Below are 15,515 nucleotides of genomic sequence, written 5' to 3' on the forward strand. Positions count from 1 at the left end.
AGAGGCAGAAAACGTGAACGCAAAATCCTCCCAGGAGGGCACAGGCAACCCGGCGGGGTCGGCCTCCGGCATCACCGGGGCAGCGGACGCCGGGCCGGCAGCTGCTGGTTCCACTGCGACTGGTGCCACACAAACTGGGACGGCGCAAACTGCGCCGGCGACCGACACCCGCAACACTGGGCCGGGACGGCTGCTGATTGCTGTCTATGCCGTGTTTGCGATTTCGGCGACCGCCCGGGCCGGCTACCAGATTCTCACGAAGTTTTCCGAGGCGCCCCTGGCATATTTGCTGTCCGCCTTCGCCGCAGCCGTCTACGTAGTTGCCACCGTGTCCCTCGCGAAGCCGGGCCGCACCGCGTTCAAAGTTTCCGTGGCGGCAGTCCTGGTGGAGCTTGTGGGCGTCCTCGTGGTGGGGGCATTGAGCGTATTCGACTCGGTGAACTTCCCGCACGAGACGGTGTGGTCCTTGTTTGGCCGCGGCTACGGATTCATCCCGCTCCTGCTGCCCATTCTGGGACTCATCTGGCTGTATCGCCGGCGTCCCGCGCCCCGGCAGCACTAGGCCGGGCTGCCCCGTCCGGGGCTTGCCCGGGCACTCGGCTGGCTACCTCCGGCCGGCTGGTTACGGCCGGCTGGTGATGCGCCGGGCCTCCGTGAGCCTGCTGCGCAGTCCGGGCCAGGCGGTGGCGAAGCCCGGGTGCAGTTTCTTGCCGCCGACTGCGTCAACCCCCACCCACTGCAGTTCGAGACTTTCCGGATCACTGATGGCGGCCTCGAAGGGCTGCAGTGCCTCGGCAACCACCGTGGTGTAAGTCCAGTAGCCGACGTCGAACACCGACGTGAACAGGACACGGACGTTCTCCGGAGGCACGGCCGCTTCCTCGCGTGCTTCCCGCAACGCCCCGTCGATGGCCCCTTCCCCTTGGTGCAGGGCACCTCCCGGGAGCCCCCACGTGCCGCCTTGATGGCTCCACAAAGCGCGGTGTTGGAGAAGGATTCCCTTTGCGGCGTCGTGGACCAGGAGCCCGGCGGAACCGAACCGACCCCAGAACCGTCCGTGCTCGCCCTCGACCCAGGCGTCACCGGGATCGCGTGGACCCAACGGGTGGCGCAGGCCGCCCGGCACCGGTCGTGCGAATGGTGATTCCCCCGCTTGGGGCGCGGCTGTGCTGTCCATCCCTACAGCTTGCCACGCGCCAGTCCATACGACGGCGGATCGTGTACGCAGTGTTACGGGCTGAACCGCTGCCCACGGATACTCGCTCAGCGGTCTTCGACCAGGGATCGTTGGCCAATGGTCTTCGACCGAAGCCTGCACCTAGGCCTTCACTCGAAGGGCCTCACCAAATAATTGAGATCAAACCAGACCACGGCGTCGGCCAAACCAGCTTCAAGAGCCAGCAGGGCTGGTCGTGAGTATTCCGGTAGGCCGTGTCAGGGTTCACGTGGCATAATCCGAGTAGGTGGTCCTTACCGGATCGCTCCACTAACAAAGGGGCCGATTTGCCAGCCGCACGCACGAGCACGGCACCTGCCACCCAGGTGCATATCGTGAACAGTCAGGTACCCAAGCACGAGCAGCTGCGCTCGATTATCCTCAAGGTGGCCAAAGAGGAACTCGAACCCGGCGCCCGCCTCCCCAGCGAGCGCGAACTGATGGACGCGTACGGCGTCAGCCGTATCACCGTCCGGGCCGCCATCGGCCGACTCGTCACCGAGGGCCACCTCGTGCGTGTCCCGGCCAAGGGCACATTCGTAGCCGACTCGGCAGTTCAGTCCACCCTCCACCTGGCGTCCTTCACCCAGGAGATGGAGGCCCAGGGTCATACCCCCAGCACCGTGGTGCTCCTGGCGGAGCTCGCGGCCGCGCCGAAGGACACGGCGGACGCCCTGGGCCTGTCCCAGGGTGCCGAGGCGATCCACCTGCGCCGGCTGCGTCTCGCCGACGGCCGGCCGGTCAGTGTCGACGACGCCTGGTACAACCCGGAACATGCCAGTGGGCTCCTCGACATTGACCTCACCGGCTCGGTTTACAAGGCCCTGGCCGCCCAGTTCGGCAAAGAGATTAACCGCGCCCGCCAGACCGTGCGCGCCGAGGGCGCCCCGGCGGATGTCGGGGCGCTCCTCGGCACCGGGACGGGCGCGCCGGTCCTGTTCTTCGACCGCACCTCCTACTCGGGCCAGCTCGCCATCGAGCACACGCGTTCGTGGTACCGATCTGACAGGTACTCGCTGAACATGGAGGTGCGGCTGTAGCGGGAAGGGCTCCGGCTTTGTTTCCGTGACCCCGCCCTGCCTACGGCACCGAGAACAGCTCGGCGCCGGCCGCCACGGCGCCTGAGGCAATCGGCGTCGCCGTGTCCGGCTTGGTGTCCAGTACGACGATGGGGCTCACGAGGGAATATCCGGCGGCCACAGCGGCAGCCGGATCCACGCGCATGATCAGTGCACCGGCGTCGACCGTCGCCCCCTTGTCAATGAGCAGCTCGAACCCCTCGCCCTGAAGCTTGACGGTGTCGATCCCGACATGTGTAAGCACGCCCCTGCCGGCGGTGTCGACGACGATGAAAGCATGCGGAAGCAGCTTGATGATCTTCCCGGCAACCGGGGAGACGACGTCAAATGTTTCGCCCTCCGGCGGCTCAATGGCCGCGCCGGAGCCGACCATCTGGGCAGAGAACACCGGGTCCGGGACCTCACCGAGGGGCATAACCCTGCCGGCCAGGGGTGCGTGGATGAGGAGTGCCTCCGTCATCAGAGGAGGTCCTCGATGTCGTCGGCGAGTGTGTCCGCCTCCGGGCCCACGATGACCTGAACAGCTGTGCCCGCGGTGAGTACGCCGTGCGCCCCGGCTGCCTTCAGGGCCGCCTCGCTCACGAGTGAGGAGTCCTTGACCTCAGTGCGCAGGCGGGTGATGCACGCCTCGACTTCGACGATGTTCCCAGCTCCGCCGAGTCCTTCAATGATCTTTTCTGCCTTTGACATGGCATGCCTCTCTCATTGCGCCCCCTTCCGGGGGCACTTCGGATCCGTGGCCAAGCGGCCCCGGTGTGGCCAGGATGAGTCAATCCGTCCGGCGGATCGACTGCCTTGACAGGTCCGCGTGGGATGAATCACACTGGTTATAACCAGACAGTACCGGCTGAGCCGATCTTCCACAAGCCCTTCCTAAACGCAAAGGTGCCTCTCATGTCAGTCCCTGAATCCATCGCCACGGCGCCGGAGAAGAAGGCGAATGCCGCCTTCTCGAACCTCCAGCGGTTGGGCCGCACGCTCATGCTTCCGATCGCGGTTTTGCCCGCCGCGGGTATCCTCCTCCGGGCCGGTCAAGTGGACCTTTTGGGCGCCATCCCCGGCTTCGAAGGCGGTGCCTCCGTGGTCGAAGCCGCCGGCAGCGCGGTCTTTACGTGGCTTCCGCTCATCTTCGCCATTGGTATCGCCATCGGCTGGGCCAAGAAGTCCGACGGGTCGACCGCTCTGGCGGCCGCCGTCGGCTACATGGTGATCGATGGGGTCTTCAAGGCAATGTCTCCACTCGTTCTTGCCGGGCAAGTGGATCCCGCGGGCAAACCCGCCGTCATCAATTACGGCGTTCTTGCCGGCATCGTCGTCGGGTTGTTCTCGGCTATCCTGTGGCAAAAGTTCTACCGCACCAAGTTGCCGGACTACCTGGGCTTTTTCAGCGGCCGGCGCCTCGTGCCCATCCTGACGTCCCTCACCGCCCTCGTGGTCGGCGTGATCATGGCCCTGCTCTATTCAGCGTTCAACGCGGGGCTGTCCTGGGTTGGCGAGATCGTGGCCGGAAACGCTGTCCTTGGCGGCGGGCTTTACGGTTTTGCAAACCGTATGCTCATCCCGGTGGGGCTCCATCACGTCCTCAATTCGGTGGTCTGGTTCCTCGTAGGCGACTTCAATGACGCCTCCGGTCAGCTTGTCCGCGGCGACCTCAACCGCTTCTTCGCAGGTGATCCGACCGCCGGCGTGTTCATGACAGGGTTCTTCCCCATCATGATGTTTGGCCTCCCCGCGGCCGCTTTCGCCATCTGGCGCCACGCCAAGCCGTCACAACGGAATCTTGTCGGCGGGATCATGCTCTCCACCGGCCTGACGGCCTTCCTGACCGGGATCACCGAACCACTTGAGTACGCCTTCATGTTCGTCGCGTGGCCCCTCTACATCGTCCACGCCGTCCTGACCGGCACCTCGCACGCGCTCGTCAATGCACTGGGAATCCACGACGGCTTCACGTTCTCCGCCGGCCTGATCGACTTCGTCCTGAACTTCAGCAAGGCACAAAACGCCTGGATGCTCATCCCCATCGGGCTCGGCTACGCGGCCATCTACTACTTCCTGTTCTCCTTCGTAATCAAGCGCTGGAACCTGCGCACTCCCGGACGCGGGGACGACGAAGTCACCGTCGAGACCGAACCCGCGAAATAGCCACACAGCCCACCCGCACTGACAGCCACAGGGAGTACACCCCAGCATGGAAATCATCATCCTTCCCGGCGCCGAAGACGTCGCCCACACCGCAGCGGACATCATTGAGGAGCGCCTCCGCAGCGGTCCGTCCGTCTTGGGCCTCGCGACCGGCTCGACGCCCCTCGGGACCTACCGCGAACTTATCGACCGCCACCGCCGCGACGGGCTGAGCTTCGCCGCCGCCCAGGCGTTCCTCCTCGACGAGTACGTCGGACTGCCAGCTAGCCACCCCGAGTCCTACCACTCGGTGATCCGGCGCGAATTCACGGACAGCGTGGATTTCCCCGCCGACGCCGTGCACGGACTCGACGGCGCATCGTACCCGGCGGCGGAGGCCGCCCGGTACGACGCGAGTATCTCTGCAGCCGGAGGTGTGGATGTTCAGATCCTCGGCATCGGCACCGACGGGCACATCGGCTTCAACGAGCCCATGTCGTCCCTCGCGTCACGGACCCGCATCAAAACGCTCACCGGCCAGACCCGCCGCGACAACGCACGCTTCTTCGCTGGCCTCGACGAGGTCCCAGAGCACGTACTCACCCAGGGTCTTGGAACGATTCGGCAAGCCCGACATCTTCTGCTACTCGGGCTGGGCGAGGCGAAGGCCGACGCCGTTGCGGCGGCTGTTGAGGGGCCGGTCGCCGCTATCTGCCCCGCCTCGGCGCTCCAGCTCCATCCACATGTGACCGTTCTCCTGGACACGCCGGCAGCGTCCAAGCTCGCCCACACCGAGTACTACCACTACACGTTGGGACGGAAGCCGGCATGGCAGGGCTTCTGAGCGGCGCGGAAGCCGGCACAGCGGGGCTTCTGAACGACGCGGCCGCCGGGGAGCTGCGCCCTGTGCCGGACCTCGAGTTCGCCGTCGAAGACGTCACCGGGATGCGGATCTCCGCGGCCGTCGGCGCCACGCGCGTCGAGCTGTGCGCCGCGCTCATCGCGACGGGCGGCATCACCCCTGACATGCGGATGGTGGACATGGCGTGCGAGGCCGGGCTGCCCGTCCATGTCCTCGTCCGGCCCCGGCCGGGAGGGTTCGCCTACACACCCGAGGAGCTCCGGATCATCGAACGTGACGTGGTGGCGGTGCTGCGGGCAGGGGCGGCCGGCGTCGTGGTCGGCGCCCTGGCACCCGACGGCGGACCGGACGCCGTCGCGCTCACCCGGATTGTCGCCGTCGCGCGTGCCCAAAAGCCCGCCGCACAGCTGACCTTCCACCGCGCATTCGACGCCGCACTGGCCGCCGGCGCGAACCCCGCCGACGCGCTCGGGCGGCTCGAAGACGCCGGCGTGAACCGGGTGCTCACCAGCGGCGGCGGAACCGACTGCACACAGGGGATCGGAATGTTGGCTCGGCTCGTGGAACTCGGACGGGACCACGCGCCGGGAGTACAGATCATGGCTGGCGGCGGAGTGACTGTGGACATCGTGCCGCGGCTCGTGACAGCAGGAGTGCATGCGGTGCACTCATCGGCGCGCCCGCGGCCCGCATCTCCCCTGGATACGGGCGCCGGCGTCCGGCCGGAGGCGATGGACCCGGAACTCGCAGCGGGCATCGCGGCAGCGCTGCGGACCGCGGACAGGATCACTGAACATGGTGAATGAGGTCGTGACGCTTCGTGGCCGCATCGTCACCGGTAGCCTGGCCATCGACGACGGCGTGATCGCCGTGGCCGGTGACCGCATCAGCTACGTCGGACCGGCTTCGGCATTCCCCGGAATTGCTGATCTGGAGCAGAACCGCCCGGCGCGGGACGGCCGGTACACCCTGCTGCCGGGCCTCGTGGACCTGCACTGCCACGGCGCCGCAGGATCCGATTTTTCCGAAGGCTCGGCGGCCGCGGCACGCTCGGCAGCCCGATTCCTGCACCGCCGCGGAACCACGACGCTGCTGGCCAGCCTCGTGACCGCCTCCACCCACGACCTGCTCCGGAATCTCGACGCCTTACGCCCCGTGGCAGAGGAAGGACTCATCGCCGGGTCACATCTGGAAGGCCCCTTCCTGTCCCCGCACCACCACGGAGCCCACGATCCCGCCCTGCTACGGGATCCCGATCCCGCTCTGATGGGTGAACTGCTGGCGGCGGCGGGGACCAGTCTTGTCTCCCTGACCTGCGCAGCCGAACTTCCAGGCGCCCAGCGCCTGGTCGACCAGCTCACGGCCAGCGGAGTGGTTCCCTCTCTGGGCCACACCGCAGCAGACACGGCGACCGCGGCCGGGTTCCTCGGCCGCGCGGCCCTCGGCCTGCGGCGGGCCGGACACCGCCAGGGGAACCCGGTTCCCCGGCGACCCACGGTGACGCACCTGTTCAACGCCATGCCGGCGCTGCATCACCGCTCACCCGGTCCGGTGGCCGCCAGTCTCAGCGAAGCGCACGCCGGCAGGGCCGTCATTGAACTCATCGCCGACGGCGTCCACCTCGCCGCGGATACCGTCCGGATGATGTTCGACCTCGTCGGTGCTGAGAATATTGCCCTCGTCACTGATTCCATGGCGGCCACGGGCCTGCAGGACGGACGTTACCGGCTGGGAAACCTGGCCGTCACCGTACACGAGGGGGTCGCCCGGCTCGACAGCACCGGCGCGATTGCCGGCGGAACCGCAACCCTCCTTGACGTGGTCAGGGCCACCGTAGCAGCAGGAGTATCAGTGCAGGACGCGGTCCGGTCAGCCAGCGCCGTCCCGGCATCAGTTCTCGGCCTGTCCGGGCATGTCGGCGACCTTCACAAAGATATGCGGGCCGACATTGTCGTCGTCGATTCCGAATTAACCCTCGCCGGCGTGTTGCGGCACGGCAGATGGATCGAACCACTGCCGTGAAAGGAACCGCGCCCTCCGTTGCCCGGAACCTCGAAGCCCGAGAAGCAAACCCCACCTATCCCTCGCGCTCGATGCAGTACGAGTGGCCGGGCGGCCATCACCCTGGACTCGTCCGTTCCCTGTACTTGGCGCGGACCGCGCCACACTCGGCACAGGTGCGGTGCAGGTCGTCGGCGGCGCTGGATTTCAAAGAAGGCCAGGAGGCCGCCGGCTCCGCGGCCAAGCCCGGTGGAGAACCGATGCTTGCCAGGAATGTTTAGGGCAGACTGGTGGCGTGAGCGGAATCCGATGGGTGCTGCACGTCGATCTCGACCAGTTCATCGCGGCGGTCGAAGTGCTCCGGCGGCCGGAGCTTGCGGGCAAGCCGATCATTGTCGGCGGTCGGGGCGACCCCACGGAACGAGCTGTGGTGTCGACCGCGTCCTACGAGGCCAGGGCGTTCGGTGTGGGTTCTGGAATGCCCTTACGCATTGCGGCCCGGAAAGTGCCCGACGCCGTGATCCTGCCCGTCGACCACGAGGCTTACCTGGCGGCGTCTGAAACGGTGATGGCTACCCTGCGCGCGCAGCCCGGCGCCACCGTGCAGGTGCTGGGTTGGGATGAAGCCTTTGTAGGCACGGAGACAGAGAATCCGGAAGCCTACGCCCGGCAGGTGCAGGCCGCTGTCCTGGAGCGAACGCAGCTGCATTGCAGCGTGGGCATCGGCGACACCTTGGTCCGGGCCAAGGTGGCCACCGGTTTCGGCAAGCCGGCCGGCGTCTTCCGCCTCACTTCCGGGAACTGGCTCGACGTCATGGGCAGCCGGCCCACCAAGGACCTGTGGGGCGTCGGAACCAAAGTGTCGGGCCGGCTGGCCAAACTCGGCATCAACACAGTCGCCGAGCTCGCCGCGTCCGACCCCCAGGACCTGGTCCCGGAGTTCGGCCCCAAGATGGGTCCTTGGTACGCGGAGCTCGGACGCGGGGACGGCGCCAGCGTCGTGGACGACACCCCGTGGGTTGCCCGCGGGCATAGCCGGGAGACCACCTTCCAGCGCGACCTCACCGAGCCCGTCCAGGTGGACGACGCCTTGAGGGAGCTGACAGCGCATGTCCTTGAGGACGTTGTGGCCGAAGGACGGCCCGTGGTTGGGCTGACCCTCAAGGTTCGGTACGCGCCGTTCGTCACCAAGACCCACGCGAGGAAGATTCCCGAGACCTTCGACCGGAACGAAATCCTCGCACGGGCCTTGGACCTCGCAGCCGGAATCGAGGCGGGCCGTCCGATCCGACTCCTGGGCCTGCGTGCCGAATTGGCAATGCCCGACGATGCCCGAACGGGACATACGCCGACGCGCGGTGGTTGGTGACGGCGTCGCTCCCTGGCCCAGCCGGGCCGAAAGTCTCTGAACCACGCACACCTCTGCGCGCCTAGGGTGAAGACATGGACCATCGCCGTCTGCTGCTGCGGGTTGTGAAGTCGATTCACACCATTGCCTGGTTCACGATCGAGGCCTGCATGGCCTACGTCCTGTACACCGGAGTCAGGGGCCGCACCGACCGGAAGACAGGCGTGGCCGCCGTCGTGGTCGCGGGCGAAACGGTGATCTTCGCCGCCAATGGCTTTCGCTGCCCGCTGACCGCTGTCGCCCAGGACCTCGGGGACAGCGACGGCTCGGTCACGGACATCTACCTCCCGCGGTGGTTCGCGAGGATGCTGCCCGGAATCCACGTCCCCCTGATCCTCGCCGCCGTCCTGCTGCACTGGCGGAACTGGCGGAATCACGCGGTCCGGGACAGCCAGCGGAGGCTGTTGCTCGGGCGATAGTCAGCACCTGCCCGGACACGGTCGACCTGCCGCCCCTACATCGCGGTCCCGCAGGGTGTCCCCGGGCGAGGCTGCCCGGAAGCCTACGAACCGTCCGGGAGCGGCCCGGAATGCGGGTAATCTTAGAGAGTTCCGGAGCCGGCACGGTCGCTCCGGGGGAGTTCATGGCAGGCAGCAAAAGGCGAGGTTGATGGTCCACATCTGGAACGATCTGTCCGAAGTCCCGGCGGACTTTGGTCCTTCGGTTGTCACTTTCGGCAATTTCGACGGCGTGCACCGCGGCCACCAGCAGGTGCTGTCGCAGCTGATCCGCACCGCCCGATTGAACCACGCCCGCGCCGTCGCGATCACCTTCGATCCGCACCCGGCGCAAGTGCACCGTCCCGAGTCGGCTCCCGAGCTGATCATGGGGCTGGAGGACAAGCTGGTGGCCCTGGGCGAGCTCGGCCTCGATGCCGTGCTGGTGATGAAGTACTCGATGGAACTCGCCAGCCTGACCCCTGAAGAATTTGCCGCCGCGGTCCTGGTGGACGGCCTGAAGGCAAGCCACGTGGTGGTCGGCCACGACGCCCGGTTCGGCCGCGGCAATTCCGGGGACCTCTCCACCATGCAGGAGCTGGGGCGGAAGCTCGGTTTCGAGGTGCTGGTCATCAGCGAGTTCGGCTCTGAAGGCTTCCCCATCCACGACGACGACGGGACGGACCGCCGCTGCTCGTCCACGTGGGTCCGTGAGGCCCTGCGCGAGGGCGACGTTGCCACCGCCGCTGCGGTGCTGGGCAGGCCGCACCGGATGCGCGGCGAGGTGGTGCACGGTGCCGCACGCGGCCGCGACCTCGGCTTCCCCACGGCAAACCTCGCCCCGACGGCCAGCGGGTACATTCCCGCCGACGGGATCTACGCCGGCTGGCTCGTCGACCAGGCGGGCACCCGCTGGCCTGCCGCCATCTCCGTGGGCTCCAACCCCACGTTCGACGGCGTGAGCCGTCAGGTTGAGGCCCATGTGATCGACCGCCCGGAAGAGTCCCCCGACGAATTTGATCTGTACGACCAGACAGTTGTGGTGGAATTTGTCACCAGGCTCCGGGGCATGGTGGCGTACCGTGGGCCTGAGGCATTGGTGGATCAGATGCGCCTGGACGTCGTCCAGGCGCACGTCATCCTGTTCGCCCGCTGACAACCGGCCCGAACGACACCAAACCCCGCGCTGGCGTGTTCCCACGCACTGAAGCCGCGCTGATTCACAGCCACTTGGCAAGGAAGGCAAGAGACGTGACCATCGAGAAGAACACGAGGGAACTGGACCAGGACATTGTCCGGGACTTCAGCACGCGCATGAGCTACGCGTCGTACCTGCAGTTGCCCACCCTGCTCAGCGCCCAGCAGCCGGTCAGCACTCCGGAACACCACGACGAGATGCTGTTCATCATCCAGCACCAGACCACGGAGCTGTGGCTGAAGCTGGTACTGCATGAGCTTCGCAGCGCTGCCGCCTGGCTGCGATCGGACGACCTCGGGTCCGCCCTGAAGGCGATCGCCCGGGTCAAGCACATCCAGAAGACGCTCACCGAGCAATGGTCCGTGCTGGCCACCCTGACACCTACCGAGTACTCCCAGTTCCGCGGCTTCCTCGGCAACTCGTCCGGATTCCAGTCCAGCCAGTACCGCGCGGTCGAGTTCCTTCTGGGCAACAAGAACGCCAAGATGCTCCCGGTGTTCGAATCGGACCCCGAGGCCCACGGGATGCTGCGCGAACTGCTCGAAGCCCCCAGCATCTACGACGATTTCCTCGCGTATCTCAAGCGCCAGGGCTTTGACGTCCCGGCCTCCGTGCTGGAGCGCGACGTCACCAAGGCCCACGAGTTCTGCCCTGAGCTCGTCCCGGTGTTCAAGTACATCTACGAAAACGCCGCCGACAACTGGGGCGCGTACGAGGCTTGCGAGGAACTCGTGGACCTTGAGGACAATTTCCAGCTGTGGCGTTTCCGCCACCTGCGCACCGTCCAGCGCACCATCGGCATGAAGGCCGGCACCGGCGGATCCAGCGGTGCCGCGTTCCTGCAGAAGGCCCTCGAGCTGACCTTTTTCCCTGAGCTCTTCGCCGTGCGGACGGAGATCGGCCAGTGAGCATCTCCGCCGGCACCGACGCAACGGACAATCTGTGGCAGCGCGCCCTCGATCTCGACGCCGCCGATCCGCTGGCCGGCTACCGCGACCACTTCGTCGGCACGGACACGGATTTGTCCTACCTTGACGGCAACTCCCTGGGCCGGCCGCTCAAGCGGACCGTCACGGACATCAGCAGCTTCATCCAGGACAGCTGGGGCGGCCGCCTGATCCGGGGCTGGGACGAGGAATGGCTCGAACTGCCCCAGGCCATCGGCGACCAGCTCGGCCGCGCAGTGCTCGGCGCGGCGCCCGGGCAGACCATCATTGCCGATTCCACCACCGTGGTGCTGTACAAGCTCATCCGCGCCGCCCTGGCAGCTGTGACGGATCCGGCGCGGACGGAAATCGTCCTGGACACGGACAATTTCCCCACCGACCGGTACCTGGTGGAGGGAATCGCGCGCGAAGAAGGCCTGACCCTGCGCTGGATCGACGCCGATCCCGCCTCCGGTGTCACGGTCGAGCAGGTGCGGGCCGCCACGGGCCCGGCCACCGCCGTCGTGGTCCTGAGCCAGATTGCCTACCGCTCCGGTTTCCTCGCGGACCTTCCGGCTATCACCGCGGCAGTCCACGACGCCGGCGCCCTGGTGGTGTGGGACCTGTGCCACTCCGCCGGGTCGGTGGAGATCGCTTTGGACGACGCCGACGTCGACTTCGCGGCCGGCTGCACGTACAAGTACCTGAACGGGGGACCGGGATCGCCCGCGTTCGCCTACGTCAACACCCGGCACCTGGCCGGACTTCAGCAGCCGATCTGGGGCTGGATGGGACGCAAGGACGCGTTCGAAATGGGTCCCGGCTACGAGGCCGCCCCCGGCATCCGGGGCTTCCTCAGCGGCACCCCGGCCATTTTCGGCATGCTCGCCATGCGCGGCACCCTGGACCTGATCGAGGAAGCGGGGATGGCTGGCCTCCGGGAGAAGTCACAGCTGCTCACGGCCTATGCCCTCGAACTCTTCGACGCCTGGCTGGCACCGGCCGGTGTGCAGCTGTCCACCCCGCGGGACCCGGCACTGCGCGGCAGCCACGTGACGGTGGACCACCCTGCCTTCCGTGAAATGACGGCCGTGTTGTGGGATCAGGATGTGATTCCCGATTTCCGTGCCCCGCAAGGCATCAGGATCGGGCTGTCACCCCTGAGCACCTCCTATGCGGAGGTGTACCGCGGCGTCGCCGCGATCCGGGAGCTGCTTTCGGGCCAGGAAAGCGGAGACGCATCCCAGGGCGGCGCGGCCGGCGCGGCTGGCAGTTTCGACAAGACCACGGACGTGCCACTAAACTGAACGTTGGATCCGGCTGCAGTCCGTGGCGGCTGGCTCCTGTTGTGTACGGAATGCCCGGCTTCGGCGGGGGATTCCGGGACGGCACCCCCGGCAGTGAATTACTGATTCGGGCCTCACGGCACATCTCTAGGAGTTATTGTGGCACTTGAAGCCGCTGTAAAGCAGTCCATCATCAAGGATTTCGCAACGTCCGAGGGCGACACCGGTTCGCCGGAGGTCCAGGTTGCAGTCCTGACTCAGCGGATCAAGGATCTCACTGAGCACATGAAGGAGCACAAGCACGATTACCACACCCAGCGCGGTCTGCTGGCCATGGTTGGTCGTCGCAAGCGCATGCTCACCTACCTCAAGAACACTGACATCACCCGCTACCGTCAGCTCATCGAGCGCCTCGGCCTGCGTCGCTAGTCAGCTTTAAGGGGCGGCCCCTTCCGGACCGGAAAGGGCCGCCTTCTTCAGGAAAAAACTAAACAGGAGGATCAACCGCATCACGCATTCGCGGTCCTCGGTAGTGATCCCCGGGAACGGCCTCAAGGAATGAGGCCCGGCCCGTGGGTCTCGATCGATGACCGGGTGCAGTGCAGGCCAGTAGACAGATGCTGGACTGGGTTGATGCGGCTGGGCTCCGTGAACCATGAAACGGAGGTGACTCTCTATGGAGGGTCCCGAAATCCAGTTCTCAGAAGCAGTCATTGACAATGGCCGCTTCGGCAAGCGTGTAATCCGCTTTGAAACCGGCCGCCTTGCGAAGCAGGCAGCCGGCGCAGCGATGGTCTACATCGACGAAGAGACCGCGCTGCTGTCCGCAACCACCGCCGGCAAGCACCCGCGTGAAGGTTTCGACTTCTTCCCGCTGACTGTCGACGTCGAAGAGCGTATGTACGCCGCCGGCCGCATCCCGGGCTCGTTCTTCCGCCGCGAAGGCCGTCCCTCCACGGAAGCCATCCTGGCCTGCCGCCTCATGGACCGCCCGCTGCGCCCCGCGTTCGTCAAGGGCCTGCGCAACGAGGTCCAGATCGTCGTCACCGTGCTGTCCATCAACCCGGACGAGCTCTACGACGTCGTCGCGATCAACGCGTCCTCGATGTCCACCCAGCTTTCCGGCCTGCCCTTCTCCGGCCCGATCGGCGGCGTCCGCGTTGCCCTCGTTGCCGACGAGAACGGCTCGCAGTGGGTTGCGTTCCCGAAGCACTCCCAGCTCGAGAACGCCGTCTTCAACATGGTCGTTGCCGGCCGCATCGCCGGTGACGACGTCGCCATCATGATGGTTGAAGCCGAAGCCACCGACAACTCCTGGAACCTCATCAAGGAACAGGGCGCCACCGCCCCGACCGAAGAGGTTGTCTCCGAAGGCCTCGAGGCTGCCAAGCCGTTCATCAAGGCCCTCTGCGAAGCACAGTCCGACCTGGCAGCACGCGCCGCCAAGCCGACCGTCGAGTTCCCGGTCTTCCTGGACTACCAGGACGACGTCTACGCCGCTGTGGAGTCCGCTGCCGCCGAGAAGCTGGCCGCTGTCTTCCAGATCGCCGACAAGCAGGAACGCGACACCGCTTCGGACGAGCTCAAGGACGAGGTCACCTCTTCCCTTGCCGGCCAGTTCGAAGGCCGCGAGAAGGAGCTGTCCGCAGCCTTCCGCTCCGTCACCAAGCAGGTTGTGCGCCAGCGCATCCTCAAGGACCAGATCCGCATCGACGGCCGTGGCCTGACGGACATCCGCCAGCTCACCGCCGAGGTTGAGGTTCTGCCCCGCGTCCACGGCTCGGCCATCTTCGAACGCGGCGAGACCCAGATCATGGGTGTCACCACGCTGAACATGCTCAAGATGGAACAGCAGATCGACTCGCTGTCTCCCGTGACGCGCAAGCGCTACATGCACAACTACAACTTCCCGCCGTACTCCACCGGCGAGACCGGCCGCGTCGGTTCCCCGAAGCGCCGCGAAATCGGCCACGGTGCCCTCGCAGAGCGCGCCATCATGCCGGTGCTGCCCTCCCGCGAGGAATTCCCTTACGCCATCCGCCAGGTGTCTGAGGCTCTCAGCTCCAACGGTTCGACGTCGATGGGTTCCGTCTGCGCCTCCACGCTGTCCCTGCTCAACGCAGGCGTGCCGCTGAAGGCTGCCGTTGCCGGTATCGCCATGGGCCTGGTCTCTGACCAGGTTGACGGCCAGACCCGCTACGCCGCCCTGACCGATATCCTCGGCGCCGAAGATGCCTTCGGCGACATGGACTTCAAGGTTGCCGGTACCTCCGAGTTCGTCACGGCCATCCAGCTGGACACGAAGCTCGACGGCATCCCCGCCTCGGTCCTGGCCGCCGCCCTGAAGCAGGCTCGTGAAGCGCGCCTGCACATCCTGGACGTCCTGAACTCCGCGATCGACACCCCGGACGAGCTCTCCGAGTTCGCGCCGCGCGTCATCGCGGTCAAGATCCCGGTAGACAAGATCGGCGAGGTCATCGGCCCGAAGGGCAAGATGATCAACCAGATCCAGGAAGACACCGGAGCCGACATCTCGATCGAGGACGACGGAACTGTCTACATTGGCGCCACCAACGGCCCGTCTGCCGACGCAGCACGGTCCGCGATCAACGCCATCGCCAACCCGCAGATCCCGGAAATCGGTGAGCGCTACCTGGGCACGGTCGTCAAGACCACCACCTTCGGCGCCTTCGTTTCCCTGACCCCGGGTAAGGACGGCCTCCTGCACATCTCCGAGCTGCGCAAGATCGCCGGCGGCAAGCGCGTGGACAACGTCGAGGACGTCGTCTCCGTGGGCCAGAAGATCCAGGTGGAAATCACCAAGATCGACGACCGCGGCAAGCTCTCCCTCTCACCCGTCGTGGCTGAGGGTGCGGACGCAGACAACGCTGAGGTCTCCGCGGACGCCGCAGAGTAGTCTCTCCTGAGTCAAACAGCGGGGCCGGTGGATCATCCACCGGCCCCGCTGCTGTTAAAGG

Annotated in this window: 16 protein-coding genes; 13 read left to right on the forward strand and 3 right to left on the reverse strand. The window is 66.4% G+C overall.

From position 1 onward, the window contains the following. Positions 1–13: 13 nt before the first annotated feature. Complete coding sequence (locus tag MRBLAR12_RS17985; protein ID WP_364747418.1) at positions 14–562, forward strand: hypothetical protein; 549 nt, start codon at positions 14–16, stop codon at positions 560–562. 60 nt (positions 563–622) lie between these two features. On the opposite strand, the gene MRBLAR12_RS17990 is transcribed toward MRBLAR12_RS17985, so the two are convergent. Beyond that, a complete protein-coding gene (locus MRBLAR12_RS17990) occupies positions 623–1,177 on the reverse strand; it encodes an NUDIX domain-containing protein (protein ID WP_229993011.1) in 555 nt (184 codons plus the stop codon). Positions 1,178–1,551: 374 nt separating this feature from the next. On the opposite strand from MRBLAR12_RS17990, the gene MRBLAR12_RS17995 reads away from it, so the two are divergent. Further along, positions 1,552–2,256 carry a GntR family transcriptional regulator gene (locus MRBLAR12_RS17995; protein WP_229993010.1) on the forward strand — a complete coding sequence of 235 codons (705 nt, stop codon included), beginning with the start codon at positions 1,552–1,554 and terminating at the stop codon, positions 2,254–2,256. 40 nt (positions 2,257–2,296) lie between these two features. Here MRBLAR12_RS17995 and MRBLAR12_RS18000 read toward each other — a convergent pair whose 3' ends face one another. Both MRBLAR12_RS18000 and MRBLAR12_RS18005 read right to left on the reverse strand, forming a co-directional pair. Then, the gene (locus MRBLAR12_RS18000) at positions 2,297–2,755 is read right to left on the reverse strand and encodes a PTS sugar transporter subunit IIA (protein ID WP_229993009.1); all 459 of its coding nucleotides are present in this window, start codon (positions 2,753–2,755) and stop codon (positions 2,297–2,299) included. Further along, a complete protein-coding gene (locus tag MRBLAR12_RS18005; protein ID WP_229993008.1) occupies positions 2,755–2,985 on the reverse strand; it encodes a glucose PTS transporter subunit EIIB in 231 nt (76 codons plus the stop codon). Before MRBLAR12_RS18005 ends, MRBLAR12_RS18000 begins: the two co-directional genes overlap by 1 nt. Before the next feature lie 204 nt (positions 2,986–3,189). Here MRBLAR12_RS18005 and MRBLAR12_RS18010 point away from each other — a divergent pair, with 204 nt between their 5' ends. The 11 genes from MRBLAR12_RS18010 to MRBLAR12_RS18060 all read left to right on the forward strand — a co-directional run bounded on the left by MRBLAR12_RS18010 (position 3,190) and on the right by MRBLAR12_RS18060 (position 15,454). Next, complete coding sequence (locus MRBLAR12_RS18010; protein ID WP_364747419.1) at positions 3,190–4,440, forward strand: PTS transporter subunit EIIC; 1,251 nt, start codon at positions 3,190–3,192, stop codon at positions 4,438–4,440. Positions 4,441–4,486: 46 nt separating this feature from the next. Further along, on the forward strand, positions 4,487–5,263 hold the full coding sequence (gene nagB / locus MRBLAR12_RS18015; RefSeq protein WP_364747420.1) for a glucosamine-6-phosphate deaminase: 777 nt from the start codon (positions 4,487–4,489) through the stop codon (positions 5,261–5,263). Then, positions 5,248–6,087, forward strand: a complete 840-nt coding sequence (locus tag MRBLAR12_RS18020) for a copper homeostasis protein CutC (RefSeq protein ID WP_229993005.1) — start codon at positions 5,248–5,250, stop codon at positions 6,085–6,087. Before nagB ends, MRBLAR12_RS18020 begins: the two co-directional genes overlap by 16 nt. Next, positions 6,077–7,303 (forward strand): N-acetylglucosamine-6-phosphate deacetylase, encoded by a 1,227-nt coding sequence (locus MRBLAR12_RS18025; protein WP_364747421.1) that lies wholly within the window; start codon positions 6,077–6,079, stop codon positions 7,301–7,303. The genes MRBLAR12_RS18020 and MRBLAR12_RS18025 overlap by 11 nt, the downstream gene beginning before the upstream one ends. 292 nt (positions 7,304–7,595) lie before the next feature. After that, the gene (locus MRBLAR12_RS18030; RefSeq protein WP_229993026.1) at positions 7,596–8,651 is read left to right on the forward strand and encodes a DNA polymerase IV; all 1,056 of its coding nucleotides are present in this window, start codon (positions 7,596–7,598) and stop codon (positions 8,649–8,651) included. Between the two features lie 74 nt (positions 8,652–8,725). Continuing rightward, positions 8,726–9,109 (forward strand): hypothetical protein, encoded by a 384-nt coding sequence (locus MRBLAR12_RS18035; protein WP_364747422.1) that lies wholly within the window; start codon positions 8,726–8,728, stop codon positions 9,107–9,109. Between the two features lie 190 nt (positions 9,110–9,299). After that, on the forward strand, positions 9,300–10,283 hold the full coding sequence (locus tag MRBLAR12_RS18040) for a bifunctional riboflavin kinase/FAD synthetase (RefSeq protein WP_364747423.1): 984 nt from the start codon (positions 9,300–9,302) through the stop codon (positions 10,281–10,283). Between the two features lie 95 nt (positions 10,284–10,378). Next, the gene (kynA, locus tag MRBLAR12_RS18045) at positions 10,379–11,233 is read left to right on the forward strand and encodes a tryptophan 2,3-dioxygenase (protein WP_229993001.1); all 855 of its coding nucleotides are present in this window, start codon (positions 10,379–10,381) and stop codon (positions 11,231–11,233) included. Then, a complete protein-coding gene (gene kynU / locus MRBLAR12_RS18050) occupies positions 11,230–12,558 on the forward strand; it encodes a kynureninase (protein ID WP_229993000.1) in 1,329 nt (442 codons plus the stop codon). Before kynA ends, kynU begins: the two co-directional genes overlap by 4 nt. A gap of 138 nt (positions 12,559–12,696) precedes the next feature. After that, a complete protein-coding gene (gene rpsO, locus MRBLAR12_RS18055; protein WP_120953920.1) occupies positions 12,697–12,966 on the forward strand; it encodes a 30S ribosomal protein S15 in 270 nt (89 codons plus the stop codon). A 247-nt stretch (positions 12,967–13,213) separates the two neighbouring features. Further along, complete coding sequence (locus MRBLAR12_RS18060) at positions 13,214–15,454, forward strand: polyribonucleotide nucleotidyltransferase (protein ID WP_229992999.1); 2,241 nt, start codon at positions 13,214–13,216, stop codon at positions 15,452–15,454. Positions 15,455–15,515: the final 61 nt, after the last annotated feature.

The sequence above is a fragment of the Arthrobacter sp. LAR12-1-1.1 genome (assembly GCF_040676555.1).
In the GTDB taxonomy this organism is placed as follows: Bacteria; Actinomycetota; Actinomycetes; order Actinomycetales; family Micrococcaceae; genus Arthrobacter.

What these genes read in the sequence shown, in the direction of transcription:
- MRBLAR12_RS18010 (WP_364747419.1), top strand. Translation starts at nt 3,190, where the DNA reads ATGTCAGTCCCTGAATCCATCGCCACGGCGCCGGAGAAGAAGGCGAAT.
- MRBLAR12_RS18005 (WP_229993008.1), bottom strand. Translation starts at nt 2,985, where the DNA reads ATGTCAAAGGCAGAAAAGATCATTGAAGGACTCGGCGGAGCTGGGAAC.
- MRBLAR12_RS18035 (WP_364747422.1), top strand. Translation starts at nt 8,726, where the DNA reads ATGGACCATCGCCGTCTGCTGCTGCGGGTTGTGAAGTCGATTCACACC.
- MRBLAR12_RS17990 (WP_229993011.1), bottom strand. Translation starts at nt 1,177, where the DNA reads ATGGACAGCACAGCCGCGCCCCAAGCGGGGGAATCACCATTCGCACGA.
- MRBLAR12_RS18020 (WP_229993005.1), top strand. Translation starts at nt 5,248, where the DNA reads ATGGCAGGGCTTCTGAGCGGCGCGGAAGCCGGCACAGCGGGGCTTCTG.
- MRBLAR12_RS18000 (WP_229993009.1), bottom strand. Translation starts at nt 2,755, where the DNA reads ATGACGGAGGCACTCCTCATCCACGCACCCCTGGCCGGCAGGGTTATG.
- nagB (WP_364747420.1), top strand. Translation starts at nt 4,487, where the DNA reads ATGGAAATCATCATCCTTCCCGGCGCCGAAGACGTCGCCCACACCGCA.
- MRBLAR12_RS18060 (WP_229992999.1), top strand. Translation starts at nt 13,214, where the DNA reads ATGGAGGGTCCCGAAATCCAGTTCTCAGAAGCAGTCATTGACAATGGC.
- MRBLAR12_RS18025 (WP_364747421.1), top strand. Translation starts at nt 6,077, where the DNA reads ATGGTGAATGAGGTCGTGACGCTTCGTGGCCGCATCGTCACCGGTAGC.
- MRBLAR12_RS18040 (WP_364747423.1), top strand. Translation starts at nt 9,300, where the DNA reads ATGGTCCACATCTGGAACGATCTGTCCGAAGTCCCGGCGGACTTTGGT.